Raw genomic sequence first — 18,582 nt, 5'->3', positions numbered from 1 at the left:
AAAATTAATCCCTATACCCCCCCGCCAATAATTACCCGCGGGGCGGGGGCTCTTAAAAAACCCCCATCGGCTCTATAAAACCCCCCCCCCCCCCCGGGTTTGGGGCTCCCAAACCCCCCCCAAAAACGCCAGCTCCACATTGTGCCGTAGACAAACTCTTCGGCCTGCCTTGCGAACGGGCTGCTGAGCTATGGCCTGAACGATGGAATAACCCTGCTTCATCAGCCGGAGAGATTGACTTGATCCGTCGGCGTTTTCAGGTAACTGTGTATACCGTTGTAAAAATTATAATTCACCTGTTAAAAAGGAAGATCACAGTGATGGACAGCCGCACGCGTCAACACGACCGCCTGCGCAGGGCGCTGTTGTCGACGTTCTCTTGCATCGTTCTCCTGTATGGCGCGAAAGGGTATGCCCGACCGGATATGAAGCCGCTGGGGCCGAATATCGCCGACAAAGGATCGGCGTTTTATCACTTCCGGGTTGAACAGTTCGATTCCGCCGACGGAAAAAGACATTACAAAGTCTGGACCGCTATCCCGAATAAAAAACCCGCGCCATCAGGTTATCCCGTTCTTTATATGCTGGATGGTAATGCGGTGATGGGACGCCTGTCGGAAATGCTGCTTCAGCAACTGGCCGAAAAAACGCCTCCCGTTATCATCGCCATTGGTTACCAGACTGATTTACCGTTCGATGCCAACAGCAGGGCCTGGGATTACACGCCCGTGCGGGAAGCGAAGGACGAAAAAGCGGCGGAAAATGGCCGCAACCGGCGTGAGATGGGCGGCAGCACCGGCTTTCGTCAGTTGCTGGAGCAGCAGATCGCGGCGAAAGCAGAGCAGGGCATTAACATTAATCCTGACCGGCGCGGCCTGTGGGGACATTCTTACGGCGGTTTATTTGTTCTCGACTCGTGGTTATCATCCTCGTTCTTTCGCAGTTACTACAGCGCCAGCCCGTCGCTGGGACAAGGCTATTTGCCTTTGTTAAATCGGCTTACGGCAGTCGATAAAACGCGCTATTGCGATAAGCATCTGTTTTTGATGGAAGGCACCGCCTCTCCAGGGAAAAACGTACAGACTCAGGCACCTGATATTCTTCCTCGCATTCACGACGTCGTGTCTGTTCTGCAAGGTGACGGAATAGCGGTGGAGTATTGGGATTATCCGGGATTGACCCACGGACCGATGTTTGACGCCTCTTTTAACAGCGCGTTACGGGATATGAGTATCCGGGAGGCGGACCGCTCGGCCTGTCAGAAATGAAAATGGCGGCCCACAGAGGGCCGCCCTGGCTATCAGAAGTGCAGCCCTACCTGCATATAGTACGTACGGCCCGGCTCGTTATAGGTATTCGCTCCGGCCCCCCACAAATAGGCTCCCGTAGCGGCGTTGCCGGTGCTCTGGGCATTACCCTCGCGGAAGTGACGCTTATCGAACAGGTTGTCGATTCCGGCCGTCACATCCACGAATTTTGTCACCGCCCAGGTCGCGCTTGTTCCCACTAACGCATACGGTGATACCTGACGGGTTTCGCTGCCCGACGTGCGGATCCCCTGATAATTGTACTTCTTCGGTTTCTGTCGGCCGTACCATGTCAGTGTTCCCTGTACCGACAGGGCATTGCTGGCCTGCCAGTTCAGCGTCGAGTTGATCGTATATTGCGGAATGACCGACAGGTAATCATTGTTCCTTTTATTTTTGTTTTCGATGATATACGTGAAGTTGTTATTCATCTTCAGCGTATCGGTAATCGGGAAATTGAGCGTGCCCTCCAGCCCCTGAACAACAGCATTGGGCACGTTTTCCCATTTAAAAATATTTGCCGCACCGTTGCTATATTCCGGCGTATAACCTGCTTCAATTTTGTCATGGTAGTCATTGCGGTACCAGGTGAGTCCGGCCTGAATATCATCATGGTTATATTCAATGCCGATTTCTTTATTGACGCTGGTTTCTGCTTTCAGATCGCTGTTGCCCTGCAGATAACAGGCACCACCGCCATAGCAGCCCTGGCCTTTACTGAATAATAGATAGTTGGGGTTAGTCTGGTAGAGATTTGGCGCTTTCCATGCGCGGGCAATACCCAGTTTCAGCGTGAAGTCGCTATTCAGTTCCTGAGACAGATTGAGTGATGGACTCCAGTTACTACCGCTCACATCCTGGTGGTTAAAACGGATAGCGGGCGTTAACCGGGTGCTGTCCGTTAATTCAATATTATCTTCCGCAAAAATACCGTAAATATCCGCCGAGCTATATTGGCTTCGCCCAGTATCCGCGATGCCATTAACCGAGCCTCCCCCGCTGGTGGATTCGGTATTGGAGGCCGGATCTTTCATCGCCTGATGATTAAATTCTCCGCCAAACGTCAGGGTCTGGTTAACCCACAGGTCAACCGGAATGTTGACCTCCGAATGCAGGTTAGTGTCATACAGCGAAATCGTTGAGAACCCTTCATTACCGGGGCTGAAAATTCCCGCGATGCCGCCGGAAAGCCCTTCATTAAGACGGGAATTTCGGGTTTTTTCAAACTGAATATAGTTATTGGTGGTGACGCCGCTATCCCACGCGCCGGTATATTTCAGACTGAGCGTCTGGCGGTAAAGCACATTGGTTTCTTTTCCGTAATATTTTTTGACCAGCGCATTACTGTTGGTATTTTGCGTATCGCCGGCATACAGATTGCCCTGGCGACTGTAACCAGCGCCCAATTCCAGCGCCTGCATCGGCATAAATTCCCAGCGCAGCGCTGAATTAATGTCTTTATTTATAAAGCCTTCCCGGCCCGAAGGATAAGTACCCGCATAGGTGCCAATACGCGGCGTGGTATGGCTTTCGTTAATATCCTGAGCGTCTGCCTGGGTTTTATTCCAGTTGCCATAGAGACGCAGAGTCAAATTATCCGCCAGCGCGCCGCTTAAACTGCCATTATAGCGTTTGGTGCTGCCCTCGGATTTATGCTGCGGCACGTTGTAATAGGTGTTCAGGTTGCCGTGCCATTCATCTGTCGCCGGTTTGGTAATAATATTGACGACGCCACCCATAGCGCCACTACCGTACATCGCCGCCGCCGGGCCGCGAATGACCTCAATACGGTCAATCATTTCCGGTGGCACCCAGTTCGTATCTCCCCGGGTATCACGTTCATCGCTCCAGCCATAACGCACCGAGTTACGGCTGGAGACCGGCATACCATCAATCAGGATCAAGGTATTCTCCGGTCCCATCCCGCGAATATCAATCTGACGATTATTACCGCGCTGGCCGCTATTGGAGTTGCCGGTAAGATTCACGCCCGGCATGGTACGGATAATTTCGGAGACATCACGCTGGATGGGTTTTTTTTTGATGGCTTCGCTGTCGATAATCGAGACGCCAGGTGCTTGTAACGTCTGTTCTTTAGCCGTTACCACCATGGTTTCGCTACTGTTTTCTGCCTGCTCGTCGGGACCTTTTTTTTCGTTCGGATGACTGACATTGTTGAGGGGAATTTCCTGCGTTACTGCGGTGTTTGCGTCATTAGCGTTTACATCAGCTATTGCCGCATTACCTGCAATAACGGCACCCAGAAACGATAATGTACATGTTTTTCTAATCATCTTAGTCGCCACTTGCCATTAAAATTTTCGCCAAACAATCTATTGTGAATGGTTTTCATTTTCAATTAAATAATGATAATCATTATCATATTTGGTAGTGGCTGTCTGTTTTTTACCGCACTTTTTCTCTGGTTAAAGCGCCTCCTTAAATTGGGTTATTTAAGCGTTATAATGATGATTCAATTAATTTTTATTTTGCTATATCGTTATTAAGCAAACTCACGAGTACGTTGTTAAGCTGATGTGAGATCAATTCACTCAAAACAGGAAGGTACAGATGGCTGGTTTCTTGAAGACATTGTTTGGTCATAAAGGGAAAAACAGCAGTGAAGAGACGGTGGTGTTGTCAGAACCGGACCTGACGATTGCACGTGCGAATAATGAAATGCAATTGCGCACTCAGGCGGCGGTGGAGATGTGGGGCATCGATACCGCGTCATGGGCCGTGGATCTTGATGAAGGGATCATCACTTTCACCAGTGACGAAAAGGGCATGGTGATCACCGCGCCGGTTCAGGTCATCGGCACTTACAATACTGACGACGGCACCTGGTTATGGGGATGGGATCATCCCTCTGTCAGTGAATCACTCGGGGAGTTTGCCCGTCGGGTACGTGACTTTGGCGAGCAATACGGCAGGGAGAAACTCACCACACGTCAAATTGCCGCATCAATGGAAGAGGCCTGGGAATTCACCGCGCTTGCCTGTCATCTGGGGGGCGGGCAGGGAGGATATAACGGGGCGTCAGGTTCCACGCGCGTATTTATGGTCTATGGTTCAGTTACGGTAAATAAACTGGACTGAGGGTAGCGGGGACAAACGTCCTGATATTGATACATGCTCTGCACCGCCGCTTTCACTGCCAATGCCATATCACCGGACCCGAGGACAACGACATGATCACGTTATGTAAGGCTTGCGGTACAGCTTACGAGACCTCCGGCTCCTCTCCCGAACGGTGCGACATCTGTGAGGATGAGCGCCAGTTTGTGCCGGCGACAGGACAGGAATGGATCGGGGTTGACCATTTTATGGCGTCGCATACAAATAAATGGCAACAGCACGAGTCTTTTCTTCTTAGCCTCAAAACCGTACCGAATTTTGCCATCAATCAGCGCGCATTTATCCTGATGACACCGGAGGGCAATATTCTCTGGGACTGTATTGCCAACCTTGACGACGCCACGAAAACGCTTATTTCGGCCCTCGGCGGACTTAAGGCGATCGCCATATCGCATCCGCATTATTACACCACCATGCAGGACTGGGCTGCCGCCTTTAACGCGCCGATCTACCTGCATGCCCGCGACAGCGACTGGATTATGCGCGACAGTCGCTGGATCACGCTATGGGAAGGCGACACCCTTGCGCTGGCAACGGGCGTTACCGTCATGCGTCTCGGCGGACATTTCCCCGGCGGTAGCGTGCTTCACCGGGCGCAGGACGGCGGAATGCTGCTGGCAGGCGATATCCTTCAGGTGACGCCCGGTGCAGATGCCGTCTCTTTTATGTGGAGCTACCCCAATATGCTGCCGCTATCAGCAGCCACGGTCAGCGACATGATGCGACGACTAAGCGGCGTGACATTTTCCCGGCTTTACGGCGCATTTGAAGGTCAGGACATTGTGCAAAACGCCGATGACATCGTGCGGCGTTCAGGTGAGAAGTATATTGACTGCCTTCGTCAGGGGATGTGTTAACACTGGGCGTTTATTAGATTCTGGTGTTGCTTAATAATCGGTGGCATCTGTTACTTCGACCTCGATACCATTCAACGACATCAAATACGCCTGGCACATCTGTATCAGTTGCCGTTGTAACATCGCCACTTTTGCCTCAGGTAGATTCATTTCAAACGTATTGCGTACCGCGCCAAAAATCACGGTGATCAGTATCAGACTGACACTCTCAATATTAAACAGATTGATATCCGATGCGCTAAGCAGCATCGCCGATACGGCGGTATTTACCCGACGGCGAAAGGCATCCACCAGCGGGCCATTATCCAGTTCTGCAATAGAAAGATATAACGCCCGTGTAACTTCCGGTCGTTCCGTTTTTGCCCGCCAGTAGGTTTCAATCAGCCCTTCCACCATTGGCGAGGCGGGCAAACCGTAGAAGGTGAGGCAGGCCGCTTCCACTTTTTCGGCCAGCGCGTCCAGGTAGCGCTCATTGAGCACGTATATCAATGACTCTTTATGTGGAAAATACTGATACATCGTGCCGACCGAGACGCCCGCCCGTTCTGCGACACGCGTGGTGGTCAGACGCTGCGGTCCGTCAGTGACCAAAAGCTGAATAGCGGCCTCAAAAATGGCATCCAGCGTGGCCGTTGCCCGTGCCTGACGCGGCCTTTTTCGGGGGATGAGTGAGCGTGGTTTAGCCATACCGGAATGCGAATCCTCAAACTGAATGATCCTTCATATACTAAAGGCGTTCATGCAACAGGAGAAGATAATTTATGGCTGCTCAACGTATTGCGCTTGTAACTGGTGCTAACAAAGGTATTGGACTGGAGATTGCGCGCCAGCTTATGCAGGCTGGTGTACAGGTGATTATTGGCGCGCGTGATAACGCGCGCGGGCAGGGCGCATTGGATACGCTTCGTGCTGAGGGCAGAGTAGATGCTATTCAACTTGATATTACGGACGTAAGCAGTATTACCGCCGCAGCAGAACATATTCGCCAAAAATACGGCAGACTGGATATTCTGGTCAATAACGCAGGTATATTCGATTCGGCCGACGCCCCGCCAGCAACAGCCTCGCTGGACGCGGTACGCCGGGTGATGGAAACCAATTTTATCGGCACGCTGGCTATCACCCAGGCGATGCTTCCCCTCATCCGGCTCGCAGAAAAAGGCCGCATTGTGAATTTGTCCAGCTCGCTGGGTTCGCTCACGCTGAATGGCGACCCTGATTCGCCTTATTATTCCGCGCAATATATCGGCTATAACGCCTCAAAGGCCGCGCTGAATATGTTAACGGTGCAGCTTGCGGAGGAGCTAAAAGAGAGCGGGATCGTGGTGACGTCGGTAAGCCCGGGATTCGTTAAATCCGATCTCAATAACCATACAGGCGTCATTTCCACGCAGGAAGGTGCCCGCCTGCCGGTCCACTATGCGTTGCAGAGTGAAAAATCGGGGCTTTTCGTGGAGCCGCCTGACACGATTACGCCGTGGTAAAAACAACGGAAAGAGGCGGGGTTCCCGCCTTTTAAAGGGATGACCGGAATTATTCATTGCCCCATTGATTGAGGAAGTTGGCTATCTCATCAATGCGTTGCGCGTTAATACCCGCCTCGGCGGCCATTTCGCTCTGTGATTCTTCACTGATCTCTTCGTTATTCATTAAACGGGTGATCAGCAATTGAAAATAGTGCGCCAGCGGATCGCGTTCAGCGTCTTGCACCGGTTCTGCGCATTCGGTCGCATACTCATCGGCGATATCATAATATTTCAGTGGAATTTCATTGCTCATACAGGATCTCCTGAGGGATGTTGGCGACACGCCTGACGTCAATAATACCATCGTTATCACCGTGCGGCGTTCACGTTAGTTATGAATGGCATACTGGCTGCCTGTAATATAAGCGGCATTACCCGAAAGCAGAAAAAGCGCGACGGCGGCGGCTTCTGATACCGGAGCCGTCATGATAAGCATCGTATAAGTGATACTCTACAGCAGCCCGTTAAAAAATCAGTGAGGCTGACGTAATGACCCGACAACGCGATTTTGATTTTACATGCCGCTCAGTGATCCCTTATGCGCATGACTATCAACACGGCGATTATGAAAGCTGGCACACGCACAGTTGTGCTCAGCTTATTCATACCCTGAGCGGCGTCATCCGCATTGAGACCCGACACGGATTTTGGGTGGTTCCGCCGTCGCGGGGCGTCTGGATCCCGGCACATATCCCGCATGCCCTGCATATTACCGGTGAGGTGAAAGCCAGAGTGCTGTTTGTTGAGCCGCTGGCGAGGGCCGATCTTCCGGTTATCTGCCAGGTGGTAAGCGTAAGCGATTTGTTGCGGGAGCTTATCGTCTCCGCGCTGCGTCTTCCTGCCGACTATTCCCCCGCCAGCCGTGCTGAACGCATCCATGAACTGATGCTTGATGAGCTGCGACTGATGGACACGCTGCCGTTTCACCTGCCGGAGCCGGTTTCTGAACGGCTGAGGCTACTGTGTCAGGCCGTGCGCGCCGCGCCGCAGGAAACGTGGTCTATTGCCAAAGCGGCTGTGAAGATCAGCGCCAGCGGGCGCACGCTTAACCGCCATTTTTATCAGCAAACCGGCATGCAGTTCAGTGAATGGGTGAGGCGAGCGCGTCTCCTGCATGCCCTGACGCGCCTGGCCCAGGGCGAGCAGATCACCCGGGTGGCGCTGGATTCCGGTTATGCCAGCCCCGGCGCGTTCAGCGTCATGTTTCGGCGGGTGATGGGCGTCCCGCCCAGCGATTACTTCAGCCAGTGATGAAACCCGCCGCCGCATTCAGCATGGCCTGTAGCGAGGCCCGGCTGACATCACTGTCGATACTGACGCCCCACGCGCATTTCCCCGCCCGATCCTGACAACACACATAGGCGACAGAGCGGCTGTCGCTGCGTTTACCCAGCGTATGCTCCTGATAACTAACAATCTCAAGCTCCGCTTTAGCTTCTCTGCAAAGCGCCGTCAGGGCCGCAGACAGGAAACCATTGCCTTCACCTTGTAAACTCAACCGTTTACCCCGGCAGATAATCCCGGCAGAAAGGGTGGTACGCTGATCGGCATGGTTGTTACAGACATAGTCCTCCAGCCGCAGCGCAGGCGCGTCGACAAGCCCGTATGACTGGCGAAAAAGCGTCCACACCGCCATTTGTGACATCTCTTTTTCCCCACGCTCCGCCTCCTGCTGCACGCGAAGACTAAAATCCTGTTGCAACTGGCGAGGCAGAATAAGATTGTGATTTTGCTCCAGCAGCCAGGCTGCACCGCTTTTCCCTGACTGGCTGTTGACCCGGATGACGGCTTCATAGCTGCATCCGATATCTGCCGGATCGAGCGGCAGATAGGGCATCTGCCAGAACGTATCCGGAGCATTCTGCCTTGCCGCAAAGCCTTTTTTGATTGCATCCTGATGAGAGCCGGAAAATGCCGTAAACACCAGCTCGCCGGCATAAGGGTGGCGGGGCGCGACCGGTAACTGATTACATTCTTCGACCACTTCAACCACTTTTTTCATCTGGCTAAAGTCGAGGCCGGGTGAAATTCCCTGCGTATAAAGATTCAGCGCCAGCGTCACCAGATCGGCGTTCCCCGTCCGTTCGCCGTTCCCGAACAGACAGCCCTCAACCCGCTCCGCGCCCGCCAGCAGCGCAAGCTCGGCACAGGCAATGCCTGTCCCCCGATCGTTATGTGGATGAACACTGATACACACCTGCTGGCGGCGCGAGAAATGACGGCAGAAATACTCGATTTGATCGGCGTAAACGTTAGGCATACTGACTTCAACCGTTGCGGGAAGATTGATGATCATCGGGCGGGAGCCATTGGGTTCCCACACATCTGCGACAGCCTCGCAAATTTGCAGGGCAAACTCAGGTTCGGTAAAACAGAATGTTTCAGGAGAATACTGGAAAGTCCATACGCTTTCCGGTGACTCATCGCATAACTGGCGGATTTGCCGGGCGGCGTTGACGGCAAGCTGTACGATTTCATCGCGGGTTTGACGGAACACGATGTCCCTGAACAGCGGTGCTGTCGCATTATATAAATGGATGGTCGCCTGATGAACGCCGCGCAGTGATTCAAACGTTCGCGTAATCAAATCCTCCCTTGCCTGGGTCAGTACCTGAATATTCACCTCCTGTGGAATACGCTTTTCTTCAATCAACGATCGCACAAAATCAAAATCGGTTTGCGAGGCCGAAGGAAACGCGACCTCAATTTCCTTAAAGCCGCAGGCAACCAGCAGATCCCAAAACTTACGTTTTCTGGCCCCGTCCATTGGCTCAGCCAGCGCCTGATTGCCATCGCGTAAATCGGTAGACAGCCAGCGCGGGGAACGGGTCAACGTATTGTTGGGCCATTGCCTGTCCTTGAGGCTGACTGGCGGATGTGGTTTGTATTTGAGTGAGGGCGTCTTCAGCATGGCGGGTTTCCTGTTAGTAAAGAAAACCCAGTGTCATGCCAAATCAGGTGGAAAACTTATCAGAACACGACAACCTGTTATTCAAACAGGACAACTGTCGGTCCGCGCTGAAGGTGATGAGTCTGCGTTAAGCCCGATCGTCTTTCTTTTCGAGATGCCCAAGCGCTTTTTCCGGAAAACAGTAATCCCGCACGCGGCGTTTCAACTCCGCCGCATCAGGAAAGCCGCCATCCTGCTTACGATCCCAAATAACATGACCGTCAATATCGATGACAAAAATCCCGCCGGTGCCGGGGATCAGGCGCACAGAATGCAGGTCGGTACTGAAGGTTTGTAATAATTCCTGCGCCATCCAGCTGGCGCGCAACATCCAGTTGCATTGGGAACAGTACTGCACGGTAACTGCATTTTTGCTCATTTTTTCTCTCATCTTAACGGCAGGACATAGCACAGAATTTACGCATTATTGGTAATAAATGTGAAGACTTTGTGAAGTTGTTGCAAGTGATAATACTTATCATTAGTATTCAATGAATAATTTATAACAGTACGTGATCTCTTTTTGGTTTGCGCGTTTTCAACCACTCAGTGGAAGTGAGATGTGAGCCTCATACTAATAAATCTAAGGCTTACAAGACATTATGTATACATCGCACATTTCTTCACATCGCTTCGGGAAAAGCGTTCTGGTGACGTCATTACTCGCCGCGCTGTATCAGACGCCTGCTTTCGCGGCTGAGACAGCGGCTTCGACGACCACAGCAAAAAATAACCTTCAGGATACGGCTGACGAGATGATCGTTACCGCACCTGCGCCTGAACTGAAGGCCGGAAGCACGCATGCTGTCAGCGCCCGGGAGCTGCAAAACAAAGGCGCAAACAATTTTGGCTCAGTAATGCGTTACGAACCGTTAATCAGCGCAACCGGAGCCAGCGGTGGCTCCGGTAATGGCAAAAGCGGTTTTGACCGTGGTGGCTATACTGGTTACAACATTCGCGGCCTGGAAAGTAACCGGGTCGGCATTGATGTTGATGGCATACCGCAGCCGGATGCCACCGGGCGCAGCTATGTGAGCCGGGCAGGGCTGAACACCTTTGGAATTGGCCGTGACTATATCGACCCGTACATGTATGGCAATGTCGATATTGAATCCGGCGCAACCTCGACCGAACAGGCGAACACGTCTATCGGCGGCAATGTCTCCTTCCGCCCGAAATCCGCTGATGATTATCTGCATCCCGGGAAAGAAACCGGGTTTGGCTATCAGAGTGATTATGACTCTGCCGATCGCAGCTGGCATAACGGTGTGACCGGCGCGGCAGGGGATGAAACCCTGCGCGGCGTATTTGTCTACAGCCGCCGTGACGGTCAGCAAACCCGGAATAACAGCGATACTGTTGACGCCTACCCGGCCAACTGGCACTCGGATGCAATGCTGGCCTCCGGCATCTGGCAGCCCAACGATGAGCACAAATTCACCGGCACGCTGGATTACTACCACAAGACCAATCATACCCATTATGACGCGTGGAACAGCAGTGGCAGCCAGATCCTCGGCGACGCGCAGCAGACCAGCCAGACCCGGCGTTGGGGAGCCAGCCTGAAAGATGACTGGACGCCGATGAATGACTGGCTGGACAGCATGTCGACCAAAGTTTACTACCAGCACACTGAGGCGCATGACCGCACGTATATGCCGGACAGCATCACTACCGCCATGCAGACGGTCTACTCGGACTATGATACCGATACCTGGGGCATTCAGAATGCGCTGGCGAAAACGCTGGGCCGTCACGATCTCAGCGCCGGTTTTAACGCCAGCGCCACCAAAACCGAACGTCCGTTCAGGCAGTCGCCCGCGCCCACGGCCTACAGCGAAATCATGCAGCCAGAAGCAGACAGCAAAAGCTACACGCTCGGCGCATTCCTCCAGGATCAGATTAATTTCGATGCCGATGGCCACCATTTCGCCATCATTCCCGGCGCACGCGTGGTTCACCAGTCAACGAAGCCGGATAATCTCTCCAGCCTGACGACCAACAGTAGCGTGCTGGACGAATCTGATGTTTCGACGCTGTACGGGAAAAATAGCGATACTCAACTGTTACCCTCGCTGACCTTCCAGTATGACCTTACCCCGCGCCTGATGACCTATCTGCAATATAAACGCGGCGCGCAGTTCCCCAACGCCAGCCAGTTGTACGGCTCGTGGAACCTTGGCTCCAGCTATGCGGGCAGACAGCAATATGCGCTGATCGGCAATACCGATTTGAAAACCGAAACCAGCGATAACCTGGAGTGGGGCATGAAGGGTGAGGTGACCGACGGCATCACGTTGCGCACCGCGTTGTTCTACAACACCTATAAAAACTTTATCGCCTATACCCGCTACTCCCGCGCCGGGAACCCGGACAGGTTCACCAACGTGCCGTCCAATATCTACACCACCTATCAGGCGGAAAACCGTGATAAAGCCTTTATCTGGGGCGGTGAAATTAGCGCGAAATTTAATTTCGGCACCTGGTTTGAAGAAGTGAATGGCCTGAGCGCGACCCTGGCGTATGGCTATAGTGAAGGGAAATCAAAATCCAGCTATATGGGTGACAAGTACATCGATCTCGACAGCGTCGCACCGATGAAAGCCATTGCGGGCGTCGCGTGGGACGATCCGGCGAAACGCTACGGGACAGCGCTGACCGCCACCTTTGTGAAGGGGAAACGCGCGACGGCGACCAGCCGTGAGTCTTACACCAATACCGGGTCGACGATCGCGGACTCCAGCAATGAGTATATGCGGGTGCCGGGCTACGGCCTGCTCGACTGGACCGCGTACTGGCAGGTGGCGAAAAACGTCAGGTTTAACGGCGGTGTTTATAACATTACTGACCGTAAATACTGGGACTATCTGAGCAGCCGGACCATTAAAGAATCCACCCGTCAGGACGCATATGACAAAGCGCTGGCGGTCATGCCGGGCCGTACCTGGCAGTTAGGCGTCAACGTCGACTTTTAAGTGAAACGTTAGTTTTAGTGCTTACTCCCCCGGTATCGCTGCCGGGGGTTTTTAACCTGATAAGGAAGCAAACATAATGTCAGTATCATCTCAAGGTGTATCTACACTCTGGCAGCAATATCAGTCGGTTAAAGTTCAGGAACCCGCCAAATACGCGCGTGATATCGCCACCGACCTCGGCGTCAGTGAAGCGCAATTAGCTCACGCCCGCGTCGGTCACGATGCTGTACGTTTAACGGGTGAGATGCGCGACATTCTCGCCGCGCTGGAGCTGGTGGGAGAGACAAAATGCATCTGCCGTAACGACTATGCCGTGCATGAGCACACCGGCAGCTTTACCAACCAGCATATTGGCGAACGCGCCGGGATCGTGCTTAATCCGCGCGCGCTCGATCTGCGCCTGTTTATCACTCAGTGGGCCAGCGCGTTCAGCCTGCGCGAACACAGCCCGCGCGGTGAACGCCAGAGCATTCAGTTTTTCGATCATCAGGGCGACGCGGTGCTGAAAGTTTACCTCACCGCGCAGACCGACAAAGCCGCATGGGATGAAGTGATCGCGCGTTTTACCACGTCAGATAATCAGCCCCTTACTATCACCGCCTCCGATGCCGAACAGTATGCGCAACGCCCCGATGCGGCTGCGCTGGATCGGGAATGGCGCGCGATGACCGATGTTCACCAGTTCTTTGGCCTGCTGAAAACGCACAACCTTTCACGCCAGCAGGCTTTTCGTCTGGTGGGCGACGATCTGGCCTGTCAGGTCGATAACGATACCTTGCCGCGCCTGCTGGATACCGTCTTACATCAGGGCAACGAGATCATGATCTTCGTCGGAAACCGTGGCTGCGTACAAATCTTCACCGGCGCGCTGGAAAAGCTGACGCCGATGAAAGGCTGGATCAATATTTTCAATGAACACTTTACGTTGCACCTGCGTGACGCGGGCATTGCAGAGAGCTGGATCACCCGCAAGCCAACCGCCGACGGGCATGTCACCAGCCTTGAACTGTTCGCGGCTGACGGCACCCAGATTGCCCAGCTTTACGGTCAGCGCAGCGAAGGCCAGCCGGAACAAACCCGCTGGCGCGAACAGATTGATGCGTTATGCAATGAAGGAAAAGCCGCATGAAAAAGCTCCTGATGCTGCTGGCGGCGCTGCCGCTGGTGGCCAGTGCTGCCACGCAAAAAGTCGTGACGCTGGGCGGCGACATTACCGAAATTGTGTACCGGCTGGGCGCTCAGTCGCAGCTTGTCGGCCGTGATACAACCAGTACCTGGCCTGCTGAGGTCAGCACACTGCCGGATGTCGGCTACGTACGGCAGCTTAATACCGAAGGCATCTTGTCGCTGCGCCCGGATCTGGTGCTGGCAGGCAGCCAGGCGCAGCCGTCGGTGGTATTACAAAAAGTGGCAGAAAATCACGTCAGGGTGGTGAACGTACCCGGCGATAACTCGCTGGCGGCGATCGATAAAAAAGTTGCCGTTGTCGCCGATGCGCTCGGTAAAAATGCCGAGGGCGAGCAGCTACGACAAACGCTGAAGGCGCAAATCGCCGCCCTGCCGACCTCTCCGGTGAACAAACGGTTACTGTTTCTGTTAAGTCACGGCGGGATGGGAACGATGGTTGCTGGCCAGCAGACTGCCGCCGACGCCGCGATCCGCGCGGCAGGTTTGCAGAATGCCATGCAGGGCTTTGCGCATTATCGCGGGTTATCGCAGGAAGGGATTATCGCCAGCCAGCCGGACCTGATCGTGATCTCCGCCGACGGGGTCAAAAGCATGGGCGGTGAGGAAAACCTGTGGAAGCTGCCGGGTCTGGCGCAGACGCCTGCCGGGCGCAATAAGCAGGTGATGATCATTGATGATATGGCGCTGCTCGGCTTTAGCGTGCGCACGCCGCAGGCACTGCTGGATCTGCGGAAAAAAGCGGAGCAACTGCCCTGATGCGCCGCACGGTGACATACTCGCTGTGGGGAATGTTGCTGGTCCTGATCGCCCTGACTCTGGCGGCGACGACCCAGGGCGCGATGTCGCTGCCGTTAAGCCGCCTGTGGCATAGCAGTGACGACGCGCTACGCCAGATCTGGCTGACCATTCGCCTGCCGCGCGTGTTGTTGGCGCTGGTGGTCGGCGCGGCGCTGGCGCTCTCTGGCTGCGTGATGCAGGGGCTGTTTCGCAATCCGCTTGCCGATCCGGGCTTGCTGGGGATCAGCAGCGGTAGTGCGCTGGCGGTGGCCTGCTGGCTGATTTTACCCTTGCCAGTGCCTGCCATCGTGGCGCTGTATGCACCAATGCTGGCGGCATTTATCGGCAGTCTGGCGGTGATGGCGGTCATTTTCCTGCTCAGCAAGGCCCGCGATAACTCGCTGTCGCGGCTGTTACTGGTGGGTATTGCCATTAACGCGCTGTGCGGCGCGGCGGGCGGGCTGCTGTCATGGATCAGCAACGACGCCCAGCTTCGTCAGCTCTCGCAGTGGGGCATGGGCAGCCTCGGTCAGGCGCAGTGGTCCACGCTGGCGGTGGCGACCACGCTGATTTTGCCCTCGGCAGTGGCGGTGTGGTGCGTTGCCCGCCAGCTCAACCTGCTGCAACTGGGTGACGAAGAAGCGCATTACCTTGGGGTGAATGTGCCGCAGATCCAGCGCGTAATGCTGCTTTGCAGCGCCCTGCTGGTGGCGGCGGCGGTGGCCATCAGCGGCATTATCGGCTTTCTTGGCCTGGTGGTGCCGCACCTGATGCGCATGTGGCTCGGCGCAGATCATCGGGCGCTGGTGCCGGGCTCGCTGCTGGCAGGGGCGATACTCTTACTGATTGCCGACACCGCCGCCCGCACCGTGGTGGTGCCCGCGGAGATGCCGGTGGGGCTGATTACCAGCCTGCTCGGCGCGCCGTGGTTTCTGTGGTTAATTTTCCGCCAAAGGAGAACTACGGATGGATAATTCGCTAATCGCAAGCCACTTACGTTTGCAACGTGGACAGCGCTGGCTGATCGACGACGTCTCGTTAATGCTTGCCTGCGGTGAGCTGGTGGCATTGATTGGCCCTAATGGTGCGGGGAAATCCACGCTGCTGCGTTTGCTGACCGGGTATTTGTCGGCAGAGCAGGGGGAATGCTGGCTGGCGGGACAATCGCTCACACAATGGCCCGCCCGTGCGCTTTCCCGCCGCCGTGCGGTGATGTTGCAGCAGACGCAGTTGCGTTTTGACTGGCCGGTGGAGGCTATCGTCGCCATGGGACGTGCGCCGTGGGGAGCACTGCATGAAGCAGAGATTGTCCGCGAGGTAATGGCGTTAACCGGCTGTGACGATCTGGCGCGTCGCCACTATGCCACCTTGTCCGGCGGTGAGCAGCAGCGGGTTCAACTGGCGCGCAGCCTGGCGCAATTGTGGAACAACGGTGCGCCTGAAGGCTGGCTGTTTCTTGATGAACCCACTTCGGCGCTGGATCTTTATCATCAACAGCAACTGTTACGCTTACTGAAAAAACTCATCGTCAGCGGGAAACTGCACGTTTGTATCGTATTACACGATCTTAACCTCGCGGCCTTATGGGCCGACCGCGTGCTGCTATTGAATAACGGAAAACTGGTCGCGCAGGGGACGCCCCGGCAGGTGATTCAAACCGATGTTATTACGCAATGGTATGGCGCAGAGGTTGAGGTGCGTTCCCATCCAGGCAGCGATACGCCGCATGTTTTTCTGTGTTCATAACAAAGGCTCCCTGGCGGGAGCCTTTGAAGATGTAGGCCTGTGCAAGCGAAGCGCCGTCAGGCAACGCGTTCTACTCTGCGCCTACTTGTTAATTAATAAGATCTTTATTAACTATCCGCCTTAACCCCGGCAGGTCTCCCCGCCAGGGTTAACGCACTTTCTGAATCAGGTCACCGGTGCCGGGTTAAACACCGCCAGTTGGTTATGTAAACCCCATTGATCCGAGAAGGTTTTTTTCCGCCCGCTTGCCACGTCAAGAATAAAGTGGAACAGTTTCCAGCCCACATCCTCAATAGTTTCTTCCCCGGTGGCGATGGTGCCCGCATTGATATCCATCAGGTCATACCAACGGTTTGCCAGTTCGGTACGGGTTGCCATTTTGATGACGGGCACCGCCATCAGGCCATAAGGCGTACCACGGCCGGTGGTAAAGACCTGAACGGTGATGCCGGAAGCTACCTGCTGCGTACCACAGACAAAATCGCTGGCGGGCGTCGCCGCATAAATCAGGCCGCGTTTGGTCGGGCGCTGGCCGGGGGACAGCACTTCGGAAATCGCGCTTTTACCGGACTTGGCGATGGAGCCGAGCGCTTTTTCCACCACGTTCGCCAGGCCGCCTTTTTTGTTGCCCGGAGAGGGGTTGGCGCTGCGGTCGGTTTTCCCCACGTCGAGATAGTTATCGTACCAGGCCATCTCTTCCAGCAGGCGTTTACCTACTTCTTCGTTGATGGCGCGCGGCGTGAGCAGGTGGATTGCATCACGTACCTCGGTGACCTCAGAGAACATCACCGTGCCGCCGCAGCGGATCAGCAGATCGGAGGCATAACCCACCGCCGGGTTGGCGGTGACGCCGGAGAAGGCGTCGCTGCCGCCGCACTGCATACCCACCACCAGTTCAGATGCCGGGCAGGTCTCACGCTGGCGCTGGTTCAGTTTTTGCAGATGACGCTCGGCCACGACCAGAATATCGTCGACCATGGATTTAAAACCGACGTGATGTTCATCCTGCAAACGGACAATGCTGGCGTCATCAACCGGGATGGCTTTGACATCTTCCGTCCCCTGCAACAGGCGTTCCGGCTGCAGTTTTTCACAGCCGAGGCCGACGACCATCACTTCGCCGCCAAAGTTTGGGTTCAGCGAGATATTGTGAATGGTGCGAATAGGTATAATCGCCGCCGGAGCGTTGATTGCCACGCCGCAGCCGTAAAGGTGATTAAGTCCAACTACACCATCGACATTCGGATATTTTGGCAGCAGATCGCGCTCAATGATTTTCACCACATAATCCACCACGCCCGCCACGCAATGCACGCTGGTCGTAATACCGAGCAGATTTTTAGTGCCGACGCTACCGTCCGGATTACGGTAGCCTTCGAAAGTATAACCTTCCAGCGGCGGCAGCGGTTCCGGCACTTTGGTCGCCAGCGGCAGGGTATTCAGCGGCGGCGCTTTTGGCAGCTCAACGGTGGATTCGTCGATCCAGCTACCCTGTGCGATATCGCGCACGGCATAACCAATCACTTCACCGTAGCGAATGATTTCGCCGTGGATGGGAATATCCACCAGCGCCACTTTATGCCCTTGTGGAATATGCTCAATCAGCTCCAGCCCATCAGGAAAACGCGTGCCCGCTTTTAAACCGTTATCGTTGACAATAATTGCCACGTTATCGGTATCGTGCACTTTAATATAGAACGCCGCAGGCGACTGCTGTCTAATTTCGATGTCGGCCATTGTCCAGTATTCTCCAGCAAAAGTAGATAATAAAAAACGGTAATCTGAGCGTTTTAGAAAAGTATAAAAGATTAAAACCTCAATATTATGAGATTAAGAATGCACTGACTTAAGAAATAAGAATGTGATCCAGATCACTCATTTTCGCGGTAGGGCATGGCGTAAGGCGGGCAATGATAAGATCTGTGGATTAGCGCCCATAAGTATGTGCATATGCCATAACTATTAATAAATAAGCACCTGTTAATTGGTCATATACACAATGTGTATTCGCTTCAGGCTGATTATACTAATTGCCAATTACATTGTGTCTGGTCTGTTTATTGAGATGCCTGCATCAATAAATAATCAGTAATCTCATCTGAAAAAAATTATTAAACA

Annotated in this window: 16 protein-coding genes; 10 read left to right on the top strand and 6 right to left on the bottom strand. The window is 54.2% G+C overall.

What is annotated here, in order from left to right:
* Positions 1-320 precede the first annotated feature (320 nt).
* A complete protein-coding gene (locus CHU32_RS15385; protein WP_103676641.1) occupies positions 321-1,268 on the top strand; it encodes an alpha/beta hydrolase in 948 nt (315 codons plus the stop codon).
* Positions 1,269-1,300: 32 nt separating this feature from the next.
* Here the strand turns inward: CHU32_RS15385 and CHU32_RS15380 are convergent, their stop codons facing one another.
* Positions 1,301-3,601, bottom strand: coding sequence for a TonB-dependent siderophore receptor (locus CHU32_RS15380; protein WP_103676640.1), 2,301 nt, complete (start codon positions 3,599-3,601; stop codon positions 1,301-1,303).
* 277 nt (positions 3,602-3,878) lie between these two features.
* On the opposite strand from CHU32_RS15380, the gene CHU32_RS15375 reads away from it, so the two are divergent.
* Together CHU32_RS15375 and CHU32_RS15370 are read left to right on the top strand one after the other, a co-directional pair.
* Complete coding sequence (locus tag CHU32_RS15375; protein ID WP_103676639.1) at positions 3,879-4,406, top strand: DUF6882 domain-containing protein; 528 nt, start codon at positions 3,879-3,881, stop codon at positions 4,404-4,406.
* A gap of 92 nt (positions 4,407-4,498) precedes the next feature.
* Complete coding sequence (locus CHU32_RS15370; protein ID WP_103676638.1) at positions 4,499-5,302, top strand: MBL fold metallo-hydrolase; 804 nt, start codon at positions 4,499-4,501, stop codon at positions 5,300-5,302.
* A gap of 30 nt (positions 5,303-5,332) precedes the next feature.
* On the opposite strand, the gene CHU32_RS15365 is transcribed toward CHU32_RS15370, so the two are convergent.
* Positions 5,333-5,989 carry a TetR/AcrR family transcriptional regulator gene (locus CHU32_RS15365; RefSeq protein ID WP_103676637.1) on the bottom strand — a complete coding sequence of 219 codons (657 nt, stop codon included), beginning with the start codon at positions 5,987-5,989 and terminating at the stop codon, positions 5,333-5,335.
* Positions 5,990-6,063: 74 nt separating this feature from the next.
* Here CHU32_RS15365 and CHU32_RS15360 point away from each other — a divergent pair, with 74 nt between their 5' ends.
* Positions 6,064-6,786, top strand: a complete 723-nt coding sequence (locus tag CHU32_RS15360; RefSeq protein WP_103676636.1) for an SDR family NAD(P)-dependent oxidoreductase — start codon at positions 6,064-6,066, stop codon at positions 6,784-6,786.
* Positions 6,787-6,835: 49 nt separating this feature from the next.
* Here the strand turns inward: CHU32_RS15360 and CHU32_RS15355 are convergent, their stop codons facing one another.
* Positions 6,836-7,081 (bottom strand): DUF2543 family protein, encoded by a 246-nt coding sequence (locus CHU32_RS15355; RefSeq protein ID WP_103676635.1) that lies wholly within the window; start codon positions 7,079-7,081, stop codon positions 6,836-6,838.
* A 236-nt stretch (positions 7,082-7,317) separates the two neighbouring features.
* Between CHU32_RS15355 and CHU32_RS15345 the strand changes: the two genes are divergently transcribed.
* Positions 7,318-8,079: an AraC family transcriptional regulator gene (locus CHU32_RS15345; RefSeq protein WP_103676634.1), complete on the top strand. Its 762-nt coding sequence runs from the start codon at positions 7,318-7,320 to the stop codon at positions 8,077-8,079.
* Here CHU32_RS15345 and leuA read toward each other — a convergent pair.
* Both leuA and CHU32_RS15335 read right to left on the bottom strand, forming a co-directional pair.
* Positions 8,069-9,739, bottom strand: a complete 1,671-nt coding sequence (gene leuA / locus CHU32_RS15340; protein WP_103676633.1) for a 2-isopropylmalate synthase — start codon at positions 9,737-9,739, stop codon at positions 8,069-8,071. The two genes, CHU32_RS15345 and leuA, sit on opposite strands and share 11 nt — an antisense overlap.
* Positions 9,740-9,866: 127 nt before the next feature.
* The gene (locus CHU32_RS15335; RefSeq protein WP_103676632.1) at positions 9,867-10,157 is read right to left on the bottom strand and encodes an Rdx family protein; all 291 of its coding nucleotides are present in this window, start codon (positions 10,155-10,157) and stop codon (positions 9,867-9,869) included.
* Positions 10,158-10,380: 223 nt separating this feature from the next.
* Here CHU32_RS15335 and CHU32_RS15330 point away from each other — a divergent pair, with 223 nt between their 5' ends.
* The 5 genes from CHU32_RS15330 to CHU32_RS15310 all read left to right on the top strand — a co-directional run bounded on the left by CHU32_RS15330 (position 10,381) and on the right by CHU32_RS15310 (position 16,464).
* A complete protein-coding gene (locus CHU32_RS15330; RefSeq protein WP_103676631.1) occupies positions 10,381-12,753 on the top strand; it encodes a TonB-dependent receptor domain-containing protein in 2,373 nt (790 codons plus the stop codon).
* 76 nt (positions 12,754-12,829) lie between these two features.
* Positions 12,830-13,882 carry a hemin-degrading factor gene (locus tag CHU32_RS15325; RefSeq protein WP_103676630.1) on the top strand — a complete coding sequence of 351 codons (1,053 nt, stop codon included), beginning with the start codon at positions 12,830-12,832 and terminating at the stop codon, positions 13,880-13,882.
* On the top strand, positions 13,879-14,697 hold the full coding sequence (locus tag CHU32_RS15320) for a heme/hemin ABC transporter substrate-binding protein (RefSeq protein ID WP_103676629.1): 819 nt from the start codon (positions 13,879-13,881) through the stop codon (positions 14,695-14,697). The genes CHU32_RS15325 and CHU32_RS15320 overlap by 4 nt, the downstream gene beginning before the upstream one ends.
* The gene (locus tag CHU32_RS15315; RefSeq protein ID WP_103750881.1) at positions 14,697-15,692 is read left to right on the top strand and encodes a FecCD family ABC transporter permease; all 996 of its coding nucleotides are present in this window, start codon (positions 14,697-14,699) and stop codon (positions 15,690-15,692) included. The genes CHU32_RS15320 and CHU32_RS15315 overlap by 1 nt, the downstream gene beginning before the upstream one ends.
* A complete protein-coding gene (locus CHU32_RS15310) occupies positions 15,685-16,464 on the top strand; it encodes a heme ABC transporter ATP-binding protein (RefSeq protein ID WP_103676627.1) in 780 nt (259 codons plus the stop codon). The genes CHU32_RS15315 and CHU32_RS15310 overlap by 8 nt, the downstream gene beginning before the upstream one ends.
* A 165-nt stretch (positions 16,465-16,629) precedes the next feature.
* Here CHU32_RS15310 and garD read toward each other — a convergent pair whose 3' ends face one another.
* Positions 16,630-18,201 (bottom strand): galactarate dehydratase, encoded by a 1,572-nt coding sequence (gene garD / locus CHU32_RS15305; RefSeq protein WP_103676626.1) that lies wholly within the window; start codon positions 18,199-18,201, stop codon positions 16,630-16,632.
* Positions 18,202-18,582 lie beyond the last annotated feature (381 nt).

The sequence above is a fragment of the Superficieibacter electus genome (genome assembly GCF_002915575.1).
In the GTDB taxonomy this organism is placed as follows: domain Bacteria; phylum Pseudomonadota; class Gammaproteobacteria; order Enterobacterales; family Enterobacteriaceae; genus Superficieibacter; species Superficieibacter electus.
This window is presented reverse-complemented; position numbering and strand designations above follow the sequence as displayed.